The sequence below is a fragment of the Phycisphaeraceae bacterium genome (assembly GCA_019636735.1).
Classification (GTDB): domain Bacteria; phylum Planctomycetota; class Phycisphaerae; order Phycisphaerales; family SM1A02; genus VGXK01.
In genome coordinates, this window is the sequence record JAHBWY010000009.1 from 80,139 (window position 1) to 104,269 (window position 24,131).

Here is a 24,131-nt window from a genome sequence, read left to right on the forward strand (position 1 = left end):
CCATGATCGCGCCCAAGTTCGTTCCTGTCGTCGTCAAGCAGCTCTGGCGGCACCGCGTCCGCAGCGTGCTCACGCTCTCCGGCGTCGCCATCGCCATGTTCCTGTTCATTGCTGTGCAGACGCTGCAGGAAGGCGTGCGCCGCTCGACGCAGACCGCCGCGGGGGACACCAGGCTAGTGGTTTACCGCGAGAACCGCTTCTGCCCCGCCGCCAGCCGTCTGCCGCAGTTCTACGTGGACCGCATCGAGAAGATCCCGGGCGTGGTCAGCGCGGTGCCGGTCAAGATTGTGGTGAACAACTGCCGTGCCTCGCTGGATGTCGTCACGTTCCGGGGCGTGCCCCGCGAGGAACTGGTTGGTCCCAGGGGCTGGGCGACTAAGTGGCAACTGATCGCCGGCTCGGTCGCCGAGTGGGAGAAGCGCTCCGACTCGGCCCTTGTGGGCGAGACACTCGCCGCGCGGCGCGGCTTCCAGGTTGGCCAGTCCTTCGACGCCTCGGGCATCACCGTGACCGTCGCGGGGATCATCCGCTCGCCGGAAGCACAAGACCAGAACGTCGCCTACGTCCATCTTGACTTCCTCCAGCAGGCCGCAGGGAAGGGAGGCGGGCTGGGGAGCGTGACGCAGTTCACCGTCCGCGTCGATGACCCGGCGAAGATGGAGCAGGTGGCTGAGGCGATCGACGCCGAGTTCCGCACTGAGGCCGACCCGACGATGACTAGCCCCGAGAAGGCCTTCGTCGCGCAGGCCGGGGCCGACATCGTGGAGATTGTGAAGTTCACGCAGTGGCTGGGCTGGGGGTGCCTGGCCGCCGTCCTCGCGCTGGTGGCCAACGCCATCGTGCTCAGCGTGCAGGACCGCATCAAGGAGCACGCGGTCTTGCAGACGCTGGGGTTCCGCTCCGGCCTCATCGCCCGTTTGATTGTCAGCGAAGGAATGCTCATCGGCGCGCTCGGGGGCGCGATCGGCACAGGCATCGCCCTGTCGGTGGTCCACTTCGGCAACTTCAGTCTCTCGCAGGAGGGACTGTCGATCGGCGTGAGCGCGTCGTGGTCAGTCTTGGTTTGGGGCCTCATCATCTCGGCGGGCGTGGGCATCGTGGCGGGCTTGGTGCCCGGGTGGCGAGCCGGGCGGCGTGAGATCGCGTCCTGCTTCCGGGCAGTGTGAGAAAGGACTTCATGAGACTTCTTCCCTTTGCCTATGCCGTCCGCAACCTGGGGCGATCGCCCTCGCGGCTGTTTCTCTCTGTCGCTGGAGCGGCGATGGTCGTCCTGCTCATCCTGGTCGCGGGCGGGTTTGTCAACGGCATGAGCCGCGCGCTGCGGACCACCGGCGGCGAGCACAATGTCATCCTCATGGGCGCGGGGAGCGAGGAGAGCGTCGAGCGCTCCGAGATCGAGGCGGGCGTGCCGGGGGTGCTCGCGGCGAGCGTCGCAGGCGTGCGAACCCGCGCGGGCGTGGCGTATGTCTCGCCCGAGGTGCATGTGATGCTGCCGGTCCGAGTGGGTGCCGCGGCGAGCACCACGACCCAATCAAGCGGCGTGCAGGCCGCTGCCGCTCAGGGCTCGAGCACATCCTCGATGCCCAGGCCGAAGGGACGACAAGTCATGATGCGAGGAGTCACCACCGCCGCGGCCCTCGTCCACGAATCGGTATCGCTCACCGAGGGACGCTGGCCCGAATCCGGAGCCGAAGAAGTCATGGTTGGGCGGATGGCGGCGACTGTGCTTGGGGTTGCCGAGATCGACTTGCAGGTCGGCAAAGCAGTGATGATCGACGGCAGACCGTGGGAAGTCGTCGGGCGCTTCAGCGCGCCGGGGACGGTCGTCGAGGCGGAGGTGTGGCTGCCTCTGGCGGATCTCATGACCGCCACCAAGCGCGAGACCATCTCGTGCGTGGTCCTCACGCTCGATCCCTACAACGAGGAGACGGGCGAGGGGGCCGAGTTCGGCGACATCGCGGCCTTCGCCAAGACGCGGCCCGACCTGGAACTCGTGCCCATGACCGAGCGCGAGTACTACGGCAAACTCGCCGACTTTTTCGGCCCGATCAAAATCGTCGCGTGGGTGACGGCGGGGCTGATCGCCGTGGGCGGGCTCTTCGGCGGGCTGAACACGATGTACGCCGCGTTCGCTTCGCGTATCCGCGAGCTGGGCACGCTCCAATCCATCGGCTACCGACGGCTGGCGATCGTCTGGTCGATGATCCAGGAATCGACGCTGGCGACGGCGGCGGGCGGGCTAATCGCGTGCGCGGTGGGTGTGTTCATGCTCGACGGGCTGGCGGTGCGGTTCTCAATGGGGGCATTTGGGCTGATGATCGATGAGACGGTGATCGGGCTGGGGCTGCTGACAGGCCTAGCCCTGGGCGTCGTGGGCGCGTTGCCCCCGGCGATTCGATGCCTCAGGCCGACGATCCCGGTCGCGCTCAAGGCAGTGTGATGGCAAGCGAGAATGCCGGCGCGGCGCGTGTCGCGAGGCGAGTAGAGTCCAACAGTTTGTTCAAGGAGCTTTGACATGAAAACGGCGAAGACAGTGGTGACGGGTACAGTGCGGGCGATGGCGATCGCTACCATGCTGCTGGGCGGCGCGGCGGGGCTGGGTGTGTTCACGCCCACGGCGGCGATGGCGCAGGTCAAGAGCGTTGCGGACGTGAAGACGTTGCTCAAGCCGGATCTTCCGGCGAACGCGCTGGAAATCACCGCCGCGATGAAGTCCGCAAAGGTCGGTGAGACGATCACGGTGCGCGGCAACGTGGCAATGTCCAAGGACGCGTTCGTGGAGAACCGCTCGATGTTCACGCTGGTGGATGAGTCAACCCGCAAGGGCTGCTGCCCACCCTCGGACACACTCCCCGACACGGCGTGCGACATTCCAGCCGAAGGGCGGGCGACGGTGCAGATTGTGGATGCCGTAGGCAGGCCCCTACGCGCCGGGCTCAATGGCCAGCACGGGCTCAAGCAGGGCGCGGAGGTGTTCGTGACGGGCAAAGTCGAGACCGCCAATGGGAACGACGCGCTGGTGCTTACGGCGGTCTCAATGCATGTGCCCAAGGCTCCGCTGCCGAGCGGCTTCTTTGTCGAGAAGCTGCCGGAGACAGCCAAGGACGTGTCGGGGGCCCGCATGGCCGGGACTCTCAAGGTCGGTGACGAGGTCGTGCTCCGCGGGCGCGTCGGCGGCAGCAAGGAGCCGTTTGTCGCGGGCCGGGCCGTCTTCACGCTCATGGGACGCGGGCTTAAGGCCTGCAACGAGAACCCCGACGACCAGTGCTCCAAGCCCTGGGACTACTGCTGCGAAACCAAAGAGGACATCCTCGCCAACTCCGTCACGGTGCAGGTGGTGGACGCCAAAGGCCAGATCCTCCGCACCGATATGAAGGGCCGCCGTGGAATGAAGGAGCTGTCCGAGATCGTGGTTGTCGGGACGGTGGTTTCGGCTGGCGGCGGGGGAGTTGTAGTCAACGCGACGACAGCATACACCGCGCAGTAAGGTCGGAGCCGGTGCGAACACGCTGCGTCGCTCTTCCCGATAGGTTCCTACGCACGAGAGTCATTGACTACGATGAAGCATCGCTCTCCAAGGCGTGCATGCGGGCGAGCAAGCAGCGCCTCTGGTGTAGTGTACCTATAGAGTGCTGGGCGCCTCGACCCTCGATGTAGAGAGTGCCCGCGAAGTTGGCGGCGGTCTCAGCGGCGCCGAGCACCGCGAGCGTGTAGCGACGGAGCTGCGCGAAGAGAGGCAGCGCGGGCGTGATCTCAGGGATGCCGCGCGACTGACCAGGACGATCGACGCGATAGACATGCACCATCCCGGAGGAAGGCACGCGATCGAAGTCGATCGATGGGATGCCGAACATCGCGCCCGGATGCGCGCGGAGCACGTGGAAGAACGTCGGATTGCCGAACTCATCGAACTCGATGCCGTCGACAGCAGAGTCCTTCGAGAGCGCCCAGAGGCGCATCGAGGGGGTCGTCACCTGATCGGCCTCGATCAACCGCAGGTCGAGCATGACCTCGCTCTGGATCTCGGGATTCGTGGTCAGGAGTGCAAACGCTTCGCCATCGACCGCCTTCGCCATCCGCATCGTGCGGAGCTTGCCTGCAAGGTCGATCGCCTTCGCCCACTGCATGAACGCCGCTTCGATCGCGGTGTTCGCGGCCGGGTTGTCGGTGAGGAGTTGAAGACGCGGGCCGGTGCCGACGCAGTCGTTCGCGAGCGTCGAGACGATGCCCTTGGCGTAGCTGTTGTTCGCGGCCTCGTAGCGAGCACGAGCGCGCAGGATGCGCCGCACTTCTGGAGTCGCAGCGGCATCGGCGGAGAGATGATCGGCCTCGGACCAGTGACGGCGGTTCTCGTCGGTCGTCTTCGCGGCGTCGAATCCGGCGCGAAGGATCACCGTAAGCGTCCAAGAATCGACGGGTTGACCGCGATCTCGGGGAGGCTCAACGGAGTTCAACAGCTCAGCGCGCGAGCGGTAGTCTTGCGGCGGGATGGGATTCGAGCCAGGCGGCCGGGAGCAACGCGCGGAGCTCGTGCTCGCGTTGTTGGTCCGACGCCGGCTGATCGCGGAGCTGTGCAAGTCGTGCGAGCGCATCGGTGAGCCACGCCCACGGCTCGACTTCGGCGATGCGTGCGGACGCGATCAGCGTGAACCACTTTGCGGCACGCTCGCCACCGAAGGCGCTGCCGGCGAAGAGCCAGTTCTTGCGGCCGATCGCCACGCACCGAAGCGAACGCTCGCAGTCGTTGTTGTCGATCTCGAGCACACCGTCATCGAGATAGCGCGCAAATGCGTTGCGGCGTGAGAGCACATACTCGATGGCCGCGCGGACGGGGCTCTTCGGCAGATACTCGTCGCGCTTCGATTCGAGAAAGGCGAAGAGATCTTCGAGCACCTGTTTCGACTTCTCGCGGCGCAGCGCGGCGCGCTGGTCGGGAGTGAGCGCCCGATCGGGCTGGTCTTCGGAGCGGGCCTCCTTCTCGACGGCGTATAGCCCGGCGATTCGATTGAGCACATCGAGGCAGAAGCCGGGGGCGAGATCGCGACTCTCGTGAAACTTCCGCCGCGCATGCGCCCAGCAGGCGACTTCGATCAGCGGGCCGTCCGGCGCATGCAAGGGCGCATAGCCGGCAAACGCATCGGATTGCAGGAAGCCCTTGAAGTCCTTGAGCCATTGCTGCGGCCACTTGCCCTCACGCGAAGACGAGTACTCGAAGACCGCGTGGCGATGCTCGCGATCGCCGAGGTAGACCCACAGGCGTCCCTCCTTCGCTCGACCCGGAAGAAGGCCGAGTGTGGGGATCGGCGTGTCGTCGGTCTGGATCACTCTCGACTGGAGCACTTCGCTTCGCATGAGCTCGACGAGCGGCGTGATGAGGTCGGCGCCCTCGGCAAGCCAGTTGCAGAGGGTCGAGCGCGAGAGGTCGAGTCCGCTTCGCGCGAGCATGCCTTCCTGGCGATACAGCGGCGCGTGGTCGCAGAACTTGCTGACCGCGACCAAGGAGAGCAGACTCGCACCGGCATAGCTCTTGCCGAGCGGAAGCGCGGGCGCTGGCGCCTTGACCACCTGCCCTCGGCACGAAGGACAGGCGTAGACCGGTCGCACATGACGGATGACCTTCACCTGCGCAGGCACGATCTCGACGATCTCTCGCTCTGAGCGTGCGATCTCGACACGAGGCTCGTGGCAGCATGGGCAGACACGCTCCTCCGCGGAGAGATCATGGCGAACCTCTTCGCGCGGGAGATGATCGGGAAGCGGCTTGCGGCCACTTCTGGATCGCGGATGCGCCGGAACGAGGATCGTCTCCTCCGCGGTGCTCGACTGGGCGCTGCGGATCTCCTCATGGAAGAGCGCGAGTTGCTTCGCGTCGAGCTTCTCGATGCGCGGTCCGAACCGCGCGGCGAGCTGGAGCCTCAGCTTGTGCAGGGTGAGCGCGAGCTCGCTCTCTGCCTTGACCGCGCGGTCAAGCGCAGCGTCGCGCTCGGCGATGATGCGCATCGCCACATCGCGAAGCGTCTGCTCGTCGGTCAATGCCTCGATCTGCGCCGTCGTCACCATCGATGCGGCAGCATGTCACGGACTCGAGCTCGCGCCACTGAATCTTCGCGAGAATCTGAGATCTTTTCGATCGAGTCCCTCAAGCAGCATCGCGAGCTCGCGGCGCGGCAGCTCGATCCGTGCGCCGTCACGCGATTCGTCGCGCTGCGCGCGCAGATCCGCCGGCACGCGGAAGGTGCCGCGCTCGAGGCGCTTGCACCAGATGACGAACCCGTCGCGGTCCCACCAGAGGATCTTGAGGCGATCGGCGCGCTTCGAGGCGAAGAGGAAGAGGTGCCCCGAGAGCGGATCGTCGCCGAAGCGCTCGCGAACGATTCCCGCGAGCGAGTCGAATCCCTTGCGCATGTCGGTCGGCTCGACGCAGAGGTACACGCGGACCGAGGCGGGAAGGAGCAGCATGCGTCGCGCTCAGTGTGCGAGCGCTTCAATCGCGCGACGAAGCGTCGCAGGATCGAATCCACAACGAAGATGGATGCGCAGCGTCGCGCCGTACACGAGCTCGACACCGGACTCTGCTCCGTCCCGAGGGAGATCGGTCTCCGCGCGTGCCGAGACTGGCGTCACGACCTCGACGAACGCTGGAGATCGCCTGCTGTCGGCCGCGCCGAGCTCACGCTTCCACTTGTAGAGCGACGCATGGCTCACGCCGCAGACACGCGCGAAGTCGTGCGAACTCAGACCGCTCCGCTTCCAATCCCGAAGGATGCGCCGCCGCTCCGCATCAGTCGATCGTCCACGCATCAGCGAATGATCGCGTCACGAGACCTCTTGAACAGGCTCCAAATCGGACGCCGAAACTCGAACGGTTACGGATCACCCGGTGACGGCCAGACACTCCGGGGGCAGTTCGCGGCTTCTCGCCAGCGGCTCCCGCAAGCTTCCCCAGCATGGTCAGGAAGAAGCCCATCAGCCGGCCGCTCCTGGCGGGACCAGCTTCGTGAAGCGCAGCGCCTTGCGTGGGTTCGTCGCAGCTTCCTTCGACGCGAGATACCGATCGGCATCGATCAGCTCGCCAAGCGGCTGCTGATCGACCGAGCCAGTCTCGTTCGAGGCGCGCGCCGGCCCAGCGGCTGCGTCACGGATCTTCTGTTCGAGGTTGGCGTCAGGCAGGGGCATCGTGGAGTCCGATGCCCTCTACATCTGCAGCAGCAGGGGAGCTGTCGCATGTGTGCCTCGACTTGTTCCAGATCGTTACACCGGTAGACCGTTTGGCCTGAGATTGGACATGAAGAGCAAGTGAAGCCCTACATCCCCAAGCCCGACAATCACCGCCGCTGTCCTGGGAAAAGTGCGCGCAGCACTGCGTCGAGGTTGCGCATGCAATTCCTCCAACCGCCGCAGTGCCTCGGCTCAAGGGCGATCGTGATCCCCACAACGGTTGGCCAGAGATGTGCCATCAGCGGCCTGTGTCGACTGAGGGTGTGCTTCACGGCACGGTCGGAGAGTCTGATCTGATGATTGAGTACCTCAGACTTGTGATCCCGCGTGAAGTAATCAAGATCGATGTCCAGGATGGTGTTCGAGCAGGACCCGTTCTGCGACAAGCACCTGATCAGAGTGTTCGGGCTGCGGTGATACCGAACAGTGTGTCGGCCACCACGGCGCCCGCGGATGACTTGGACTCGTTCGGATTCCCGTTGATCGTGAGACCAGCCCTGTCGGACAACCGCATGCACATTGCCGATCGCGCCAAGGTGCGCGGCCGGTGCCACATGGCCGTCATTCAGCAGTCTCAGCCCTGCCCAACAGAACATGGCGATCTCGTTGCGATCTGAGACATCGAGGCGCTCGAGGGTTCTCGGGTCGTAGTCGCACTCTCCACCGACATCATCGTGAAAGTCGAGCGTTACCAAGTCTGGCCTAGCTCCACTCTCAGCAAGCGGCAGTCCCCACTGCAACCAGTAGTGGAATGCAAAGCGATGCTCGTGAACCAAGGCGACCGAAATGGCATGACCAGGGAGCAGAGGATGCTCAAACTCAAGGACTTCGCAACCCGGAGGCTCGAGTTGGGCGTGAAGGGCACCGAGGACTCTAGTGAGCAAGCGCGCGTTCATGACATGCGGCATCGCCCTACGGATTCCATATGCGTCGCACCGACACGGGGCTCGACGCCGACGTTCACCGCGACCTCGGCTGCCGCTGAGCGCTAGTTCTAGCTGAATGCTCAGCTACGCGACAACCGATTCTGCGGTCGTCAGTCGTCGCCCGCAGAGTCGGCACTCTCGCCTACGCCTCAGTCGCCCCCCCAACGACGGCCGCGTGTAGATGACCCGCCAGTGCCCGCACCCGCACTTCGGGCAGCGGATGCCGCGGTCTTCCTTCGTCTGATGCTTCGCTTCGCGACTGTTCATCGATCCCTCCGGAGCGCGGAGAGCTTCAGGCGCGGGCGCTTCGCTGGCATCGACGCGCCAGTGCCAAAGAGCACAGCGCCCTCCATCGATGCTGCGACAGCGGCGCCGACCGCGCAGTCGAACCAGTGGTTGTCGAGACCGTCGACCCGCATCTTCCACTCGTCAACCGTGCGACCGCGCCCTTCCGTGCGCACGCGGTACTCGGAGAGCATGTGGTCGGCCAGGTGCCGGTGCGCCGCGGGCGTCCTGCCGAAGAGCGACACACTTCCGGGATCACCCATCGGCACCGCAAGGCGCGCGTGAATGAAGCTCTTCCAGTAGTTCGTGTCGAACACGACATGCCGCACGGCGCGACGTCCCGTGATCGTCGGCACACGCCAGTTGAGTCCGACTCGATCACCGCGCTTCCTGCGGTACTCGCTGAACGGAATGCTGGACGCGCCGACATAGCGGCCGTGACTCGGCATGACGATCCCGGCGTGCGGCGATTGGCGGCAGAACTGGTAGACGACATCCGTCGACGCGCCCCAGTTCGCGTCGATCAGGCAGCGGTCGATGCGGACCATCGCGCCATCGTCCCGCCGCCACTCGCGGCCGACCGTCGACTCGATCAGACGCTCGAGGCCGGCATACACCGCACCTTCGAGCCCGGCGCGCGGGGCCATGTCGCCAAGAGTGAATCGCAGGTCGCGGAGAGTGAAGTGGCCGCCCGCGGCCTTCTGGTCCGGCTCAGTGCCGTAGTCGATCAGGTATCCGGTGAAGTCGTCCTCCCATGCGGCAACCATCCAGAAGAGCGCCTTGCCCTGGACATCGACGAACATCGTGAGCCGCGTGCATCCGATCGGGACCTCTCGGCGCGCATGGCCGTTCGTCTTCGCGGCGATCTCGTCCGCAGTGAGCAGGTCGTCGTCGATCGCGTTCGTCTCAGGCAGTGGTTCGTTCTGGTACTCGGCCCAGAACGCGGCCTCGCCCTGGAGGCGGAGGTTCATCGCGTGCTGGATGGCTGAGGCTTCGTCGTGATTGAAGCGCTCGGGCCATGCGATCACGGCGCCGTCGTCCATCGCGAGCTGGTTCTCGCGATAGAACGCGGTCGCACCGGCGATGCCAGCGTCAGCGCGAAGTCCGGCAGCACGCAGCTCCGCGTAGCGCGACCACATCGCGTCGTTCGTCGGGAACGAATACACCATCTTCGTGCGCTCACCTTGCCAGGCCGGGTGCTTGTCGCGATCGAGCAGGCGGTCGGCCAGATCGTCAGGGCGCACGACCGTGAGCGTCATGAGTCCCGCGATCTTCTTGCCTGGGCCAGCGAGTCCAAGAATCGCGCCTGAGAGGATGCGCTCGCGCGTCTCGCACTGCGATGGGGAGCGGGCGCTCTCGTCTGTCTGCGGGTCGTCGATCAGAACAAGCGACGGACGCACGGCGCCGCCGTCAGGCCGCTTGTACTTCATGCCACGGACTCGGCCCGTGATTCCGGCGACGCGAATGATCCCACCCGCGGCACTCGAGCCCTCGATCGTCGGTAGCACGAGCTCGCGTGCGGTCCAGCCGATGTGTGTCTGCTTTCCCTGGAAGAGCTGGCCCGTAGCGCGCTGGTGAATCCCCTCGAGCTTCCTGATCGGATAGCAGACCTCGGGGAAGTCGGCGAGCAGGAGATCGCTGTTCTCAAGCTCAGCCTTGATCGAATCGAGCATGTTCGCGGCGTGGTCCTCGTCGCTACCGACGAGCGCCACGAACCCGCGGTGTCCGTACAGGAGCGCCCAGAGACACGCCGTCTCGCACAGCGATGTCTTGCCGGAGCCGCGAGGCATCGCCATCGCGAAGAGGCCACCATCGAGCACCGCCGTCTCGATCTTCGAGATCACCTTCAAATGATCCGGCGACCACTTGAGGTGGAATGTCTGCGGCAGGTATCGCTCGCAGAAGCCTCTGAAGTTGCGCTCGCACTCGCTTCGCCGCACCGAGTCCTGCACTGCGGGCAGTTCACCGACGTCGCGCCCCGAGATTGACTCAAGCGATGCGCGAAGCCGCATCCGATCGCGATGCGCTTCATACCCCGGCGCGGAAGTTGAATTGATGTCACCTGCTGCCGGGGGGGCGTGGCGCTGATCGAAGAGCCAGGCGAGGTAGCGCAGCAGATTGATCCGCTGCGGATCGCCGTCGGCTGCGATGCGAAGCCCGGCACGCGTTCGATGCCGGTGGAACGGGCGCTCATTGAGACACTCGCCGAGCGGCGTCGAGTTCAGCAGTCGGCAAAGCTCGCCAGAGCGCAGGCGTTGGACATCAGTGGCCACGAAGCGCCTCCGATGCCATGACCTGGCGCACGAGCCACGCGCCGTAGTGCACCAGGTTGATCGTGCCGTCTGGATTCGTCGGCGCACCAGCGTCGATGTCCGCACGCACGCGCTCGGCGCTCATCTGGCGCGAGCCGGACGCGCGCAGAAGCCGCACGAGGTCGTCGATGTCAAGCGATGCAGGGCTCCTTCGCCTTTGGTCACTCATGCCCGGAATCCATGCGACACCTCGGACCATTGCCGCAGATGTAGCGCCTTGTGGCGGCCATGTCGCGCGACATGGGCGGTTCCGGCCGGAATGTGGCCGCAGTCGCCTTGATGGATCGCGCGGGTCATGCCCTTGTGTCGCTCACGCGAACGCGATCGTCGGACGCCCCGGATGCCCGGCAGCGAACGCAAACCACGAACGCAGGAGAACGCAATGAGCATCACCAACGACGAGACCATGTTTGCCGCACAGCACGCCCTTCGCACCTTCGAGGCTCTCGAAGAGGACGCGCACGAGCGCGTTGCGAAGGCGATCGAGTCCGCACGCCGCGATCTCGACGAGGCCCAGCGCCGACTCGACCGCGACGAGATGCCCAACACCTGCGGCATCCTCCAGACGCGAGCCACCGAGGTCGAGATGGCGATCGGAGCGCTCGCAGCGATTCGAGACGCCGCACGCCCCTTCAAGGCGCTCGCGGACGCCTTCGCCGCCGTGACCAGCCGCTGACCACCACGCACCATCGAGACCACCATGCCAAAGACAAACGCAACAGCGGCCGAAGCGCTCGCCAGCCACCAGAACGACATCGCTCGCCTGATCGATGTGCTCCAGATGGAGCTCACGAAGCACGCCGAGCGCGCGAAGGCCGCGCCGAACAACTGGGGCTTCCCCGGCAACCTCGGCAAGGTCCGCAGCGACCTGATCGACACCGTCGCATTCATCAGCGGCATGGGCCGCGAGGCGGTCGAGGGCTTCCTCGACGACGCGATCTGAGACTCAAGGAGCGAAGGAGAACTGAGATGGCATTGACACCAACCACCACCCGACTGGCGATCGAGGCCGCGAGCGCGCTCGCCCGACGAAACGGCACGCGAGTCCTCTCGATCGAGGTCGTGACTCCGGACGGCCGCACATGGGCGATCGACCCCAAGGTCTCCGGCTGCTTCCGACTCTTCGAGATCGACCACGACCGCGAGCGCGGCCCGGACGAGCACCACGCCGTCGACGGAGAGGAGTGGCACCTGAGTGACCTGCTCGATTACCTCGACGCGGTCGGCCAACGGAAGACCAAGCCCGCCACCTGAAGCCCGCTCAACGCGGGCTTCACCGTTTCCAAGAGCACCAAGAGACGCACCACCATGCCACGACTTCATTTCACAGATCAAACGCTCGTCCTCAGGATGGTCGAGGCGGCGGTCAAAGGCGGCAAGCCGCTGATGCTCGCGCATGACCACGGGCTCTACCTCTGCCACGACGACATCAAGCACGAGCCCCCGTTGCCGGGGGGAGTGTCGGGCTGCGTCTGTGCCTTCGTGAACGGATGCGACCCAGAGATGAACCCCGCTGCCTTCGAGGTCGCGCGGCAACTCGTGGGCGGCGACGACTTCGGCATTGCGCTTCCGCTCGGAGGCATGGACGACCTGCTCTCTGATCTCAAGCGCGGCCATCGCCTCGCCATCGCATTCGGCCAACGCGCCGTGACCATCCTCACGCAGGCACCACCGACCAAGCAACAACCGGCTCCAGCCGCACGCGGGCGCGGCGCGGAGTCTCCATCCACAGCCCGCAACAGGAGTGACAACATGTCCAAGAGCAAGAAGAGCACGAAGAAGACCGCCGCCCGCAAAGGCGGCCCCGCCACGAGCAAGGCGATCGCCAACGCACGCAAGGAGGTCGAGGCCAACCTGAAGGCGATTGCGGCTGCCGATCAGGAGAACGCCCACGGGAAGAAGCGCGACGAGCGCGCGACCAGCAAGGACGGCGCGGCGCCGAGCGAGCGAGCGGTCGCAACGACGAAGCCAGCGAAGCAGGCCAAGGCGGCGAAGCAGCCGAAGACCAAGAAGGCGAAGCGCACGAGCGCGCTCGACGCGGCCGCACAGGTGCTGGCCGGTGCCAAGGAGCCCATGACCGCGGGCGCCCTCATCGACGCAATGGCTAAGCGCGATCTCTGGAAGAGCCCGGGCGGCAAGACGCCGCACGCGACGCTCTACGCGGCGCTCATTCGCGAGATCAAGGCGAAGGGCAAGGACGCGCGATTCAGGAAGACCGATCGCGGCCTCTTCATCGCCACGAACGGGAAGGCGGGCTGATCGGTGCGCGACGAGACCTTCAGCATCCCGTTCGAGATGCTCGTGCGGCGCGTCGTGCCGAAGCGCGGCACGCCCTACGAGCACACCTGCACCAAGCAGGTCTACGACGACGTCGCCTTCGCGATCGAGGAACTCGGTGCCGGCACATTCACCGGCGAAGAGATTCGCGCGGCGATCGGCGCGCCCTTCACGCAGGTGATGGTCGCGATGGCCTTCCTCAAGGAGCGCGGCTGCATCGAGCCGGTGCATGGCCGACGGCACCGGGCCGCAAGCGACTTCGTTTACGAGGACGCCCTCATCGAGTGGCACGCGCTCCGCGAGGGGTCGCCGGGTTCCGCCGCGGCGCGGGGAGAGGAGGCTTGACCGATGACGCGCACCGAAACCGTCATGCGACTGCTTCTCGCTGCGGCCACCGAACTCGCCGAGGCGCGGCGGCACGACTCGGATACCTGCGAAGAATGGGACGCGCTCGAGCGGGCCATCACCGCCGCCGAGGAATCCACCGAACCGAGCTACGCCTTCGAGGGGGAGCGCTTCGTTCGACGGTCGACCAGATCCGACGGCGAGGAGCGCGCCGACTCGATCGACCTCGATGAAATCGAGATCATCGCCCAGACGATCGAGGAGGACGCGGACCCGCACGGCAACGGCTGGTTCGTGGCGGACGAGCTCGTAGCGCCATCGGGTCGCACATGGACGCGATGTCTCGTCGCGATCGAGTGCCTGAAGCGACTCGGGCTCCTCCGCGAGCGCTCGATCGACAACCGGCTCTCGATGGCCGATGGATTCGGCGTCGAAGCTGCCATCGCCGCATTCCGCCGCGCGGCTGGACTGCCAGCGACCTGATCCGGTCACGATCACTCGCTCACTCCCGCGCCAGCCTTCGCTGGCGCTTTCTCCGGGGACGCGGTCGCCGTGGGCGCAATCCGTTCAGCCTTGCGGCCGGTGAACTTCTCCCATCTCTGAACGATGACATCGCAGTAGAGCGCGTCGAGCTCCATGAGGAACGCGTGACGGCAAGTCTGCTCCGCAGCGATCAGCGTCGAGCCGCTGCCGCCGAAGAGGTCGAGCACGTTCTCGCCCGAGCGCGACGAGTACTGCATGGCACGCACCGCGAGCTCGACAGGCTTCTCCGTCAAGTGCACCATGCTCTGCGGGTTCACCTTCTTCACATGCCAGAGGTCGGTCGCGTTGTTCGGGCCGAGGAAGAGATGCGCGGCGCCTTCGCGCCAACCGTAGAAACAGATCTCGAACGCGCCCATGAAGTCCTTGCGCGTGAGCACCGGATGCTGCTTGTCCCAGACGATGCCCTGCGAGAAGTACAGCTCGTGCTTCTTGAGATACGGCGGGTAGTTGCCGAGATTCGCGTAGCCGCCCCAGATGTAGAACCCGCGTCCCGGCAGCAGCACGCGCGCCATGTTGCCGAACCACGCATCGAGCAATACATCGAACGCTTCGTCCGTCACGAAGTCATTCGCGAGCGGTCGATCTTTCGCGCGCAGCTTCTTGTGCGTGGCCTTTGAGTCGGGGTTCCGCGCCTTGTCGAACTTCTGATGGTGCGTCGCCGGTGTTCCCGCGAACGATGACAGCCCTGCTGCGATCGCGTTGTTCGAGCGCGGCTCAACTCGAACGTTGTATGGCGGATCGGAGTTGATCAGGTGGATCGGCTGACCATCAAGCAAGCGATCGAGGTCCGCCACGGACGAACTGTCGCCGCACAAGAGTCGGTGATCACCAAGAAGCCACAGGTCACCCGGATGAGTCGTCGCTGCGTCGGGCTGCGAGGGCACATCGTCGGGATCGGTGAGCCCGTCATTCATGTCGCCCGCGAAGATCTTCGCGAGCTCGTCCCCGTCGAAGCCGAGCGACTCGAGATCGACATCGATCGACCGCAGCGCATCAAGCTCGATCGCAAGCAGATCCATGTTCCACTCGGCGAGCTCTGCGGTCTTGTTGTCGGCGATGCGATATGCGCGGATCTGCTCTGGCGTGAGGTCCTTGGCGACATGCACCGGCGCCTTCTCGAGGCCGAGCTTCTGTGCCGCCTTCCAGCGCGTGTGCCCGCAAACGATCACGCCGTCGACGTCGACCACGATCGGCTGGCGGAACCCGAACTGCTTGAGCGAAGCGGCAACCGCATCGATGGCGTCGTCATTGATGCGCGGGTTCGCCTCGTAGGGCGTGATGTCAGTGAGCGGACGAAGTTCGATCTTCATGTGTCGTCCTTGCCCTTGGTCAGGGCGGTCAGAGTTCGGAGTCGGAAGTGGGCCAACACGCCGCCAACGGGCGCGTCCTTGGCGCAGTGGCGGCGACTGGGCGACCCCGCGCTACCTCCGCAACGGGGGCGATCGTGGTGGGCCAGGTGGCGACCGCGCCGCGTTCGGCACCTTGAAATAAAGTCAGTTGCTATTGGCGACTGTTCCCACGTGCCTAATTGGCAGTCGTCGCGCTGGTAGTACCTACGACAACCCGAACTCAAAGCGCGAACTTGAAGCGCACGCGCTTCGAGTTCGCGGGTCGCCGCGAACTCGCGGCGCACCCGCTGGGGGGGTATGGGGGGGTGCGCGCGCTTCGAGTTCAACCCGAAGCGCGAGCGCGAAAACGCCACTTTGCGCGCGCTTCGAGTTCGGAGCGCTTCGAGTTCGCGCTTCAGGTTCGGGTGCTTGAGCGTGGTCACTCGCCACCTCCGGCGATGACATAACCCGATGGTCCACCCCGACCAGGCAGCGTGACGCGCTCGACGATTCCCCTCCGTTCGGCGATGGCCACGAAGTCAGCAACTCGCCGCCATGAGAGCCCCGGCTGATGCGCAGCCGTCTCACGCAGGTCAGAGAGCGTGAGCGCCTCGGTCCCGATGAACTCCTGCACAAACCGCTCGACGGTCCAAGTCGGCGCCGGTGCGGGCTCGTCTTCCTTGGACTCCTTCCGCTTCGCGGGACGCTCAGGCTTGAGGGCGCCAGGATCGAGTGCGTCGTCCACGGTCCAGATCGGGAACGACCAGCGCAGGCAGGTCGGCTCGATGGGCGCCCACGAACGCACCGCGGCATCGAGCACGACAACGCCTTGCTCCTCGTGGGGGCGCAGCACGAGATGCGTGTCGGTCGCACGGCTCTGCGCGCCGGCGCCCGCGCCGACATCGGTCACGCTCTTCGAAGACTGGCTGCCCTTCGTCGAGTGGTGGATGAGCACGAAGCAGCAGCCGAGCGTGTCGGCGAACGCGTCGAGGCGGTTGTAGATGTTCGCCATCGTGCCGTTGTCGTTCTCGTCGCCGCCCGCGGGCATGAAGCGATAGAACGCATCGAGCACGATGACCTTGAAGCGCCCGGGCTCGAGCGCCGCGAAGTAGGGCGCGAGCGTGAAGATGTCCTGGAGGCGACCTCGGAGGTTGTCGACGAAGATCCGCTCGTCGATCTCGCGCATGGCGACGCCGCGTGCATGGGCGACCCGCGGGATGCGGTGAGCGCTCGTCTCGCGGTGCAGCTCGTTGTCGATGATGAGGACGCTGCCGGGGACCGTCTCGTAGCGACCGAGCCAGGGACGGCCGGTGGCGACGGCGATCGCGAGGTCGAGCGTGAGCCAACTCTTGCCGGTCTTCGGGCTCGCGATGATGTTCATCGTCTCGCCCTCGCGCAACAGGCCGTGGATCACAGGTGGCCGGAGCTGCGGGTAGGCAGCGACCAGCTCACGCACGGCAAGCGGCGCTGGCACGAGCGGTGATTCTGCTGGCGGCGGCGCTGGCGTGATGAACTCCGAGAGATCGACGCCATGCGTCCGGTCGGCAGCGCCGTAGCCCTGCGCCGCGAGCGCGCTTGCGGCGGAGTTGAAGTCACCGTGATGCTCGAGCAGCGCGTAGACGGCGAATGGCGAGTAGCCCTTGTGTGCCTCGAACGGCGGCGCGTTCGTCGAGAAGACGTAGAAGACGCGGTCCTTGAGGGTCGCGCTCGTGCCCGCGAACTTGCCCGGCCTGCACCAGTGCTCGTTCTCGCCCGGATTGACCAGCGTCCATCCGTGCTTCGTCAGTGTCTCGCGGGGGTCGCCACGAGAGTTGAAGTCGTCGCCAGGGCGGCTCGCCGCTGCGTGTTCGCTTCCGCTTGTCTGCCGCTTCGCTTCCTCTTGATTGCCGCATGATTTCGCGATGCCGTCGACCATGGGCCTTGGCATCTCGTCGAGCGCCCATGCGCAGCCGAGCAGGATGTCGCGCTCGTCCGCGGTGATCAGAGGCGGCGCGCGGAGATCGCCGTGCGTGATCTCGTAGCCCTCGGACGGCGCGCAGAGGAAGAGCCCACCTTCACCGCGGGTCTCGATCATGGTGACAATGACGAACCACTCGCCAGCAGCGTTCTGTCGTGGCACATGCGTCTTGCCACCGACCACGACGGACTCGGCGCCGCCGACCACGATGCGGCGCTGCGCGAGCTTCGTGTTGCCCGACACCGGCGCTTCGCATCGATAGACCACATGCTTGCCGCCGGACGGCGTCGACTCGATGACGAGTCGCTCCATCAGACCCGGATTCGTCTGCTCGACGGCGCTGCGCCAGGCGTCGAAGGCTTCGCCGCCGAGATCGAAGTCGATCATCTCGAGGTGGCCTGAGACGGCGCCGCAGACCAGGCACATGGCGGCCGCGTCCGTCTTGAACCACGAGTCGACTTCATCGGTGGACGGCAATCGCGACTGGTAAGTCTTCCAGCGCCGAAGCGCCACGCGCTTCTCATCACCGCGCCTGAGCGCTGGCAGAGCACAGAGTCCGGCCGCAACGCATGTGCGCGCATGAATCCCGAGCGAGCCGTTCACCGAGGTCGGTGCGTTGCTCGTCATCAGAACGGGATCTCCCCGACCCCCGGATCATCCGTCGACGGTGGCACGGTCTCGGGCAGGCCATCCTCGCTTTCGAGGCGCGGCGGCTTCGGACCGAGCTTGTGATCAACGACGCGGTCCCATTGATCGCCCGGCTTGCGTTCAACGGTGATTCCGAGCGTCTGAGCAAGAGCACCGGCGCGAGCGAGATCGACCGCCTCCTCGACGGTGCTTGGCACGAGTTCATTCGATCGCTTGCTCCACCATGCTTCGGCCTTCTTGCGTGCGATGCCGTTCCGAGGGTGCTCGAAGCAGATCCACTCCCGATGCCAGCGGTTCCAGCCGACGCGGTACTCGACGCGCATCGTCGGCAGCGCGTTCGGATTGTCGCGCTTGAAATGGATGTGATAGTCGACGGCGCTGACGCGCTCCTCGGTTCGCGCGACGCCTGCCGCGCCCGTGACGATGTCGGCATCAGACGCTTCGGCGCCGTGCTTCACCACCTGGCGTGGCGGGAACGCATGACCACAGTGCGGGCAGACGGCGTACGCAGCATGGATGAGTGCATCGCAAGCGGGACACTGCTTCGCAGGCGGTTCGCCATCACCGGCGTTCGGATCGGCAAGTCGAATCGCATCGACCGGCCCATGCCGGAGCACATTGCCGCCGAAGTCGAGGACGAGACACTCCGACTTCTCCGGATGCGGCCTGAAGCCACGGCCGACCATCTGGTAGTACAAGCCCGGGCTCAGCGTCGGCCGCAGCATCGCGACGCAATCGACATTCGGCGCGTCGAAGCCGGTGGTCAGCACATTCACATTCGCGAGGAACTTGAGGTCGCCCGACTTGAAGCGGGCGATCAGCGCATCGCGATCCTTGGTCGGCGTGTTGCCATCGAGGAATCCGCACTCGACTCCGTGTCGAGCTCGCAGGACAGCGGCGACATGCTCGCCGTGACGAACGCCGGAACAGAAGATCAGGACGGAGAAGCGGTCGGCTGTGGAGGCGACGATATCGGCGCAGGCCGCCTCGACGAGCGTGTCCTTGTCCATCAGGTCCTCGAGCTCGCCCGCAACGAACTCGCCGCCGCGCACATGCAGCTCACTGGTGTCGGCGACCGCCTTGCCTGCGCGGCTCCGCAGCGGACAGAGGAAGCCCTGCGTGATCAGTTCGCGCACGCCTGCTTCGAAGCAGACTTCGTTGAGCACATGCTGCGGTGCAGGGCCGCAGATCATGCCCGTCTTCATTCGATACGGTGTGGCCGTCAGCCCGATGACGCGCTGGTGGTCGCAGATGTCCCGCGCGTCAGCCAGGAAGCGCCGGTACATCCCTTCGCCGTCTGGTGGAATGAGATGCGCCTCGTCAACGATGACGAGATCAAGCGGACCGAGGTCATGAGCACGCTGGTAGACGGACTGGATACCCGCGATCGTGATCGCATAGCCAAGATCGCGGCGACCGAGTCCAGCGGAGTAGACGCCGATCGGAAGGTCGGGCGCAACGAGTCGCAGCTTGCTTGCCGCCTGGTCGAGCAGCTCTCGAACATGCGCAAGGACGACGACGCGTCCGTTCCATTTGGTGACGGCATCGCGGCAGATCTCGGCGATTACATGCGTCTTGCCGGAGCCTGTCGGCAGGACGATCGCGGGATTCGTGGTGCTGGTCGCGATGTGGTTCCACACCGCGTCGACAGCCTCGCGCTGATAGGGGCGCAGCTCCATTCAGTAGGTCTCCACGATGTCGATGGTGCAGGAGCCGCGAGGAACGACGGCGCCGCGATCGATGGTGAGATGGTCGATCTGCGAGTCGTCCTCGTAGACGCCCGCGTACTCGAGCGCATCGAGCAGGCCCTTCATCGAGTTGTCGATGTCGCGGCGTCTGCGATCAGGTGGATGCAGCGTGACGACCATGTCGAGGCGACCTCGGAAGGTGGATAGGTCAGGGCTCAACCGCACCGCCGCGAGGAGGGCGCGTACGCGTTCGCGATAGCGCCTCCCCTCGCGGCTCACCAGCACGCGGGGTCCGACATGCCGCCAGTAGCGATTGACAGACGGCGGAAATGGAAGGGTGAGCGCGCGTCGTCTCATCGCTTCCACGGCGGCGTCGAACTCGCAAGCGCGGGCTGTCGCGGCCCGGAAGTCGGTGCAGCAACGGCAGCGTTGGCGCCTCCAGTGCCGGGCGTGGGTCGCTTCGCGTAGCCCTTGATGACATTCGTGAACTCGCCGCTGTCATCGCGGCGCTTGAGCCCGACGGTGATCTCAAGCGGGACGCCATGCAGCTCGACGGAGTCCCTCGGCTGCATCACATTCGCCGCGCGGCAGATCGCGCTGAGTTCACCGCGAGCGATCTTCACCGCCATCTCGCTGTCGTTCTCGAGGTTGAGTCGCGCCCAGACCATGCGACCACGGAACGGGCCTTCGGTTACCTGCAGCGCAAACTGGAGGTAGCGGCCGGTTCCGGCCTTGGTGGGCTTCATCTCCGACTCGGTGATGACCGCGATGTACTTGCCAGCGGGGAGTGGATCGAACTGCGCGGCGGGATCGACTTGGTTGGCATCGAAGTTGTTGAGTGTGGCCATGTGGGTCTCCGGTGTGTGTGATTCAGACAGTGGCGGGCGCGTCCGGGCCGGGGGCGGGAGCGGGGGCAACGCCGTGACGGATCGAATTGATGAGGTCGTTCCACGCGAGCGGCAGGCGCGGCGGGAGCGAGTACCTGTTCTTCGCGGTGATTGTGCTGGTCCCCTCGGTTGTGACCACGCGCGTTCCATCTGCCTCGCGCGATGCATAGAGCACGCAGTCCGCCCACTCGATGAAGATGGGCGCGATCCACGGCGGAACATCAGGTCCTGCGAGACGAACGTCGAAGCCTTCCGGCGTCGTCATCTTGGTGTTCGTCGCATGCGCGAGCAGAAGGATGGCGATGCCGCGGTCAGTGATCGCATTCAGCAACGGAAGCAGCTCGCGGCTCACGATGTTCTGCACGATCTCGCGCGCCTTGAAGTAGCCGCCATGGGCGCTCGACAGCGTGTTCGTGACTTCGCCGCGACTCTTCTTGTCGAGGTCCATCACGACGAACTCGGCAATACGCATGACGAGCCAGTCCAATGTGTCGATCGCGATGACCTGGAGTCCCTCGGGTGGCGCACTCTCGATCTCGCTGAGCCAGGCGAATGCCTCGGGCCAGCTCTTGATGAACGGCGTGCGCGTCAGGCCGGGAATCGCGCCGGCGCCGTTCTCGCAGTCGATGAGGAGCGCGTCGGCATCGCGGGCAAGAGTGGTCTTGCCCACGCCGGCGCTGCCGTAGCAGATGATCTTGGGCGGCGCCGGAGTCGTGGTCGTGATCAGGGTGTCGAGTAGTGGCATTGCGTATCCGTGTTGAGCTGTGGGTTCAAGGTCGCTCGGCCAGATCTCACGCATGAAGGCGCCCTGGCCGAAGCGAACAAGTGGCACCGTGGTGCGGGTGGGTGAATCGACGCGCGTGAACCGCACCGACCTCTACATCTGCAGGTCCTGCGGAACCGTCGCGTCGAACATCTCAAAGTGAGGGATCGAGCCCAGCGGTCGTGAGCGAGCGCCGCATGGCAGCAAGGTCGCGATGCACGGTGCTCCGATGCTGACCCTTCTCTGCGGCGATCTCGGAGACGCGCAGCGTCTTCAGTGCCTCGGCGAGGAACTGCTGCCTGCGGCTGAGACGGGAGAGACTCGTGCGGAGGTCAAGCGCAAGATCGCGGGCGCTTGGTTCCGTCCATCGCGGTGCATGGAGCTGGTGACAGCGCCCATTCCGCTGAAGATCGCTCAGCAGGAGCGGCGATCGCGCTGGATTCCGCCGAGCGTTCCGGATGGTGCGGGCCTCGTGGGCTGCTGCACGGAGAAGGACGCGGCACGCGAAGGTGTGTTGCTGCGCCTTGGCGGGGTTGTAGCGCCGCGCCGCGCCGGAAAGCGCCGCGAAGAGGCTCTGTGAGAGGTCTTCGCGATCGTGATGGGTCAGGCGGTATGCCTCACCGATCTTGTCGACGAGGTAGTGGACGCGGTCCTCGACGAAGGAGTCGATCAGCTCGCTCGGGTCAATTCCGCGAAGCGGTTCGGACTTGGCTGGAACAGCAGGCGGGGACTGGGCTGGCCTGCACTCGGACTCTGGGTGGTTCGCGACGGCTGCTTCTGACATTGACGACTCCTCATGCTGCGGATCGCCGGCATGGCGTCCGAAGTGCGAGGAGTCTGCCTCTGCCCACGGGCAAAAACGGTGCGCAAAGGGTGTCTAAACAGTTGCGGAGTTTCCGACGGCGTCGCGGAGTTTCACTGCGCGCGCGTGGCCGCTCGTCGTGAGCCAGCATCCACCACCGCGCCCGGTCTTGGTCACGATCAGGCCGCGAGTCTTCAGGTCACTCATGACCGCCTTGAGAGCGTTGGCGTCGCCATCACTGGCCTTCTTCGCGATCATCTCGGTGGATTGGCGCCGATCCGAATCGATGGCGCCGAGATCGAGCATTGCGACAAGCACCTCTTGTGCGCGATCGCTCAGGGGCTCCTCCGCAAGCGTCGGGACTGTCGTCTGAGAGGGCGGAGGGCGCTGCGCCGACCTGGCCGCAAGCGCGAATGCGAGCGATGTCGGCGTCATCCGATAGATGACTTCGATCTGTGTGCGAGCTGGAACGGCGGCACCGCAGCCGGCGCATTCGAAGAGGTCCTCGTCGGCGATCGCACGGCGAAAGGCATCGGCTGAGTTCAGAATCTGGCAGCGGTCACATTCGACCATCTCGTCGGCCGCAACGACGCCATGCTCGGCAAGGAGCTCAAAGAGTGACTCCACGAGATTCGCCTCCGCGTTGATCACGCCAGCGAAGTCCTTCGGCCTCAGCGGCGATTGAGACCGCACGGTGGCGAGGCGCGCGTCAAGTCGCTCGACCTCGCGAATCAAGTCAGGATGTTCACGCGCAATAAGATCGGATTCGCGAAAGAACATGTCGCACTGCATCCTCGTCGTTCGCGGTCATGAGGCGAACTCGGTTGCGGTAGCCAATGATGATCACATGAAACTCTTGAGCGGCCGGCGGCGAATGGCCGTTCACGATGTGCGGGGCCGCGCACTGTGCAGCCCCATTGGCGCACAGGTAGAAATTCCCGAGGTGACCGAGGCCGTTCTCCCGCACGGCGGCGAGGCCCGAATCAATGACTGGATCGCCGAGCACTGAGCATGTGGGCGACGCGCTGATCACCTCGAGTCTCCGGCCCTCCAAGGTGCGATAGTTGATCCTGTGCGAGCGCGCCTCGCCATTGCCGCTCTCCTCGATCTCGTGCAGCCTCCGAATCGCGCGACGCAAGTCCAGAATCCTGAAGCGTGAAATGTCCAGCCATCCGGCGATGAGCGAGGAGAACTCCTCGGCGACATCCTCGTACTTGATCCCTGATGGGACCTGCGACACCTGCAGGATCGCTGTGTTCGCGGTCAGATCCCACTCGAACGCCACAAGCCCTCGAGTAACGCGCTCCACGAACGCTCGCAAGTGGATCGGTTCCCCAAGATCGCTGGCTCTCGCCTCGTCGTAATCCGGACGGCGCTCACTCCACTGTCGCTTCCGGATGGCCGTGACGCGTAGGCGGCGGCCATCATGGGTAATCGAGGACAGCGTCATCTCCTCCGGGAGCACGAGCGGCAGTCTGCTGTTCAAAAGGTGGTCTTGCCCATGCTCCCTCAGTCGCCGTTCGACGGATTCGGTGCTCTTCCACCCGGCGAGGGAATCGGTCGGTCCTCGGTAAAGGAAGACATGCTGCTTCCCCCAGGGCGTCACCTCATCCAGGAACTGAACGACCTGCTCCGCAGTCAGAGTGCCGGAGACCAGCGCGGCGTCCAGCCGATCTCGAATCTCTGCCTTGCTCCCCGATCTCTTCATGTCCTGCCGGTCGAGGAACTCCTTGAGCTGAGGTTTCTTCAGCGCAAGCAGGTGAGAGAGAAGCACGGCCTGCTCTTCATTGCAGACTGTTCCGGATCGACCTGTCGTGGTTCTACGGGCCATGGGACTCTGTTCCCTGTATCCCCTCCCCGGGGCCGCGAGAGTTTACCTTGGGACGCGACCGCAGCACGGCTGTGGGGGGAGGAAAGGCGCGCCCATAGGAGTCTCTGGCGCTCCCAAGCGACCTTGGCGACCACCGCCCGCAAGTGCGTCTCCACAATCGGATCTCGACCCTCACGAACCCGCGGAAGCTCCAGAATCGCCGCCTGGATGTCAGGTGCCAAGAGCAGGAGATTCATGATCTGCGTCATGCGCGCTCGCGTGACATGTCCGAGTTGGGCAGCCGCAGTCTGATCGGGGATCGCGCTCTTCTCGATCAAGTCC

At 65.2% G+C, this 24,131-nt stretch carries 25 protein-coding genes; 9 read left to right on the top strand and 16 right to left on the bottom strand.

Annotated features, from left to right (window positions below):
• Nucleotides 1-2 precede the first annotated feature (2 nt).
• The 3 genes from KF724_12385 to KF724_12395 all read left to right on the top strand — a co-directional run bounded on the left by KF724_12385 (nt 3) and on the right by KF724_12395 (nt 3,487).
• The gene (locus KF724_12385; GenBank protein ID MBX3356485.1) at nt 3-1,166 is read left to right on the top strand and encodes an ABC transporter permease; all 1,164 of its coding nucleotides are present in this window, start codon (nt 3-5) and stop codon (nt 1,164-1,166) included.
• A 95-nt stretch (nt 1,167-1,261) separates the two neighbouring features.
• Nucleotides 1,262-2,440 (top strand): ABC transporter permease, encoded by a 1,179-nt coding sequence (locus KF724_12390; GenBank protein MBX3356486.1) that lies wholly within the window; start codon nt 1,262-1,264, stop codon nt 2,438-2,440.
• Between the two features lie 75 nt (nt 2,441-2,515).
• A complete protein-coding gene (locus KF724_12395; GenBank protein ID MBX3356487.1) occupies nt 2,516-3,487 on the top strand; it encodes a hypothetical protein in 972 nt (323 codons plus the stop codon).
• A gap of 67 nt (nt 3,488-3,554) precedes the next feature.
• On the opposite strand, the gene KF724_12400 is transcribed toward KF724_12395, so the two are convergent.
• The 7 genes from KF724_12400 to KF724_12430 all read right to left on the bottom strand — a co-directional run bounded on the left by KF724_12400 (nt 3,555) and on the right by KF724_12430 (nt 10,910).
• On the bottom strand, nt 3,555-4,394 hold the full coding sequence (locus tag KF724_12400) for a phage portal protein (GenBank protein ID MBX3356488.1): 840 nt from the start codon (nt 4,392-4,394) through the stop codon (nt 3,555-3,557).
• Between the two features lie 64 nt (nt 4,395-4,458).
• On the bottom strand, nt 4,459-6,060 hold the full coding sequence (locus KF724_12405) for an IS66 family transposase (GenBank protein MBX3356489.1): 1,602 nt from the start codon (nt 6,058-6,060) through the stop codon (nt 4,459-4,461).
• A 15-nt stretch (nt 6,061-6,075) separates the two neighbouring features.
• Nucleotides 6,076-6,459, bottom strand: a complete 384-nt coding sequence (tnpB, locus tag KF724_12410; protein MBX3356490.1) for an IS66 family insertion sequence element accessory protein TnpB — start codon at nt 6,457-6,459, stop codon at nt 6,076-6,078.
• 9 nt (nt 6,460-6,468) lie between these two features.
• Entirely contained in the window at nt 6,469-6,801 is a 333-nt protein-coding gene (locus KF724_12415) for a transposase (GenBank protein ID MBX3356491.1), read from the bottom strand.
• A 165-nt stretch (nt 6,802-6,966) separates the two neighbouring features.
• Nucleotides 6,967-7,176, bottom strand: a complete 210-nt coding sequence (locus KF724_12420; GenBank protein ID MBX3356492.1) for a hypothetical protein — start codon at nt 7,174-7,176, stop codon at nt 6,967-6,969.
• Between the two features lie 1,231 nt (nt 7,177-8,407).
• A complete protein-coding gene (locus KF724_12425) occupies nt 8,408-10,702 on the bottom strand; it encodes a phage terminase large subunit family protein (GenBank protein MBX3356493.1) in 2,295 nt (764 codons plus the stop codon).
• Entirely contained in the window at nt 10,692-10,910 is a 219-nt protein-coding gene (locus tag KF724_12430) for a hypothetical protein (protein ID MBX3356494.1), read from the bottom strand. The genes KF724_12425 and KF724_12430 overlap by 11 nt, the downstream gene beginning before the upstream one ends.
• Before the next feature lie 213 nt (nt 10,911-11,123).
• On the opposite strand from KF724_12430, the gene KF724_12435 reads away from it, so the two are divergent.
• Genes KF724_12435 through KF724_12460 form a run of 6 tightly spaced genes read left to right on the top strand, consistent with a single transcriptional unit; the run spans nt 11,124 to nt 13,846 of the window.
• A complete protein-coding gene (locus KF724_12435) occupies nt 11,124-11,417 on the top strand; it encodes a hypothetical protein (GenBank protein MBX3356495.1) in 294 nt (97 codons plus the stop codon).
• A 24-nt stretch (nt 11,418-11,441) separates the two neighbouring features.
• A complete protein-coding gene (locus KF724_12440) occupies nt 11,442-11,684 on the top strand; it encodes a hypothetical protein (protein MBX3356496.1) in 243 nt (80 codons plus the stop codon).
• A gap of 26 nt (nt 11,685-11,710) precedes the next feature.
• Nucleotides 11,711-11,995: a hypothetical protein gene (locus tag KF724_12445; GenBank protein MBX3356497.1), complete on the top strand. Its 285-nt coding sequence runs from the start codon at nt 11,711-11,713 to the stop codon at nt 11,993-11,995.
• A gap of 54 nt (nt 11,996-12,049) precedes the next feature.
• Nucleotides 12,050-13,000 (top strand): DUF3085 domain-containing protein, encoded by a 951-nt coding sequence (locus tag KF724_12450; protein ID MBX3356498.1) that lies wholly within the window; start codon nt 12,050-12,052, stop codon nt 12,998-13,000.
• Between the two features lie 3 nt (nt 13,001-13,003).
• Complete coding sequence (locus KF724_12455; GenBank protein MBX3356499.1) at nt 13,004-13,363, top strand: hypothetical protein; 360 nt, start codon at nt 13,004-13,006, stop codon at nt 13,361-13,363.
• A gap of 3 nt (nt 13,364-13,366) precedes the next feature.
• Complete coding sequence (locus tag KF724_12460; protein ID MBX3356500.1) at nt 13,367-13,846, top strand: hypothetical protein; 480 nt, start codon at nt 13,367-13,369, stop codon at nt 13,844-13,846.
• An 11-nt stretch (nt 13,847-13,857) separates the two neighbouring features.
• Here the strand turns inward: KF724_12460 and KF724_12465 are convergent, their stop codons facing one another.
• The 9 genes from KF724_12465 to KF724_12505 form a co-directional block, all read right to left on the bottom strand.
• Nucleotides 13,858-15,216 (bottom strand): ParB N-terminal domain-containing protein, encoded by a 1,359-nt coding sequence (locus KF724_12465; GenBank protein MBX3356501.1) that lies wholly within the window; start codon nt 15,214-15,216, stop codon nt 13,858-13,860.
• 457 nt (nt 15,217-15,673) lie between these two features.
• Nucleotides 15,674-17,818: an AAA family ATPase gene (locus KF724_12470; protein ID MBX3356502.1), complete on the bottom strand. Its 2,145-nt coding sequence runs from the start codon at nt 17,816-17,818 to the stop codon at nt 15,674-15,676.
• Nucleotides 17,818-19,518, bottom strand: a complete 1,701-nt coding sequence (locus KF724_12475; GenBank protein MBX3356503.1) for a DEAD/DEAH box helicase family protein — start codon at nt 19,516-19,518, stop codon at nt 17,818-17,820. The genes KF724_12470 and KF724_12475 overlap by 1 nt, the downstream gene beginning before the upstream one ends.
• Nucleotides 19,519-19,884 carry a RusA family crossover junction endodeoxyribonuclease gene (locus tag KF724_12480; GenBank protein ID MBX3356504.1) on the bottom strand — a complete coding sequence of 122 codons (366 nt, stop codon included), beginning with the start codon at nt 19,882-19,884 and terminating at the stop codon, nt 19,519-19,521.
• A complete protein-coding gene (locus KF724_12485) occupies nt 19,881-20,375 on the bottom strand; it encodes a DUF669 domain-containing protein (protein ID MBX3356505.1) in 495 nt (164 codons plus the stop codon). The genes KF724_12480 and KF724_12485 overlap by 4 nt, the downstream gene beginning before the upstream one ends.
• 22 nt (nt 20,376-20,397) lie before the next feature.
• Complete coding sequence (locus tag KF724_12490) at nt 20,398-21,159, bottom strand: AAA family ATPase (protein ID MBX3356506.1); 762 nt, start codon at nt 21,157-21,159, stop codon at nt 20,398-20,400.
• Between the two features lie 172 nt (nt 21,160-21,331).
• Complete coding sequence (locus KF724_12495; protein ID MBX3356507.1) at nt 21,332-21,961, bottom strand: sigma-70 family RNA polymerase sigma factor; 630 nt, start codon at nt 21,959-21,961, stop codon at nt 21,332-21,334.
• Between the two features lie 93 nt (nt 21,962-22,054).
• The gene (locus KF724_12500) at nt 22,055-22,759 is read right to left on the bottom strand and encodes an Rrf2 family transcriptional regulator (protein ID MBX3356508.1); all 705 of its coding nucleotides are present in this window, start codon (nt 22,757-22,759) and stop codon (nt 22,055-22,057) included.
• Nucleotides 22,725-23,810, bottom strand: a complete 1,086-nt coding sequence (locus KF724_12505; GenBank protein ID MBX3356509.1) for a hypothetical protein — start codon at nt 23,808-23,810, stop codon at nt 22,725-22,727. Before KF724_12505 ends, KF724_12500 begins: the two co-directional genes overlap by 35 nt.
• Nucleotides 23,811-24,131: the final 321 nt, after the last annotated feature.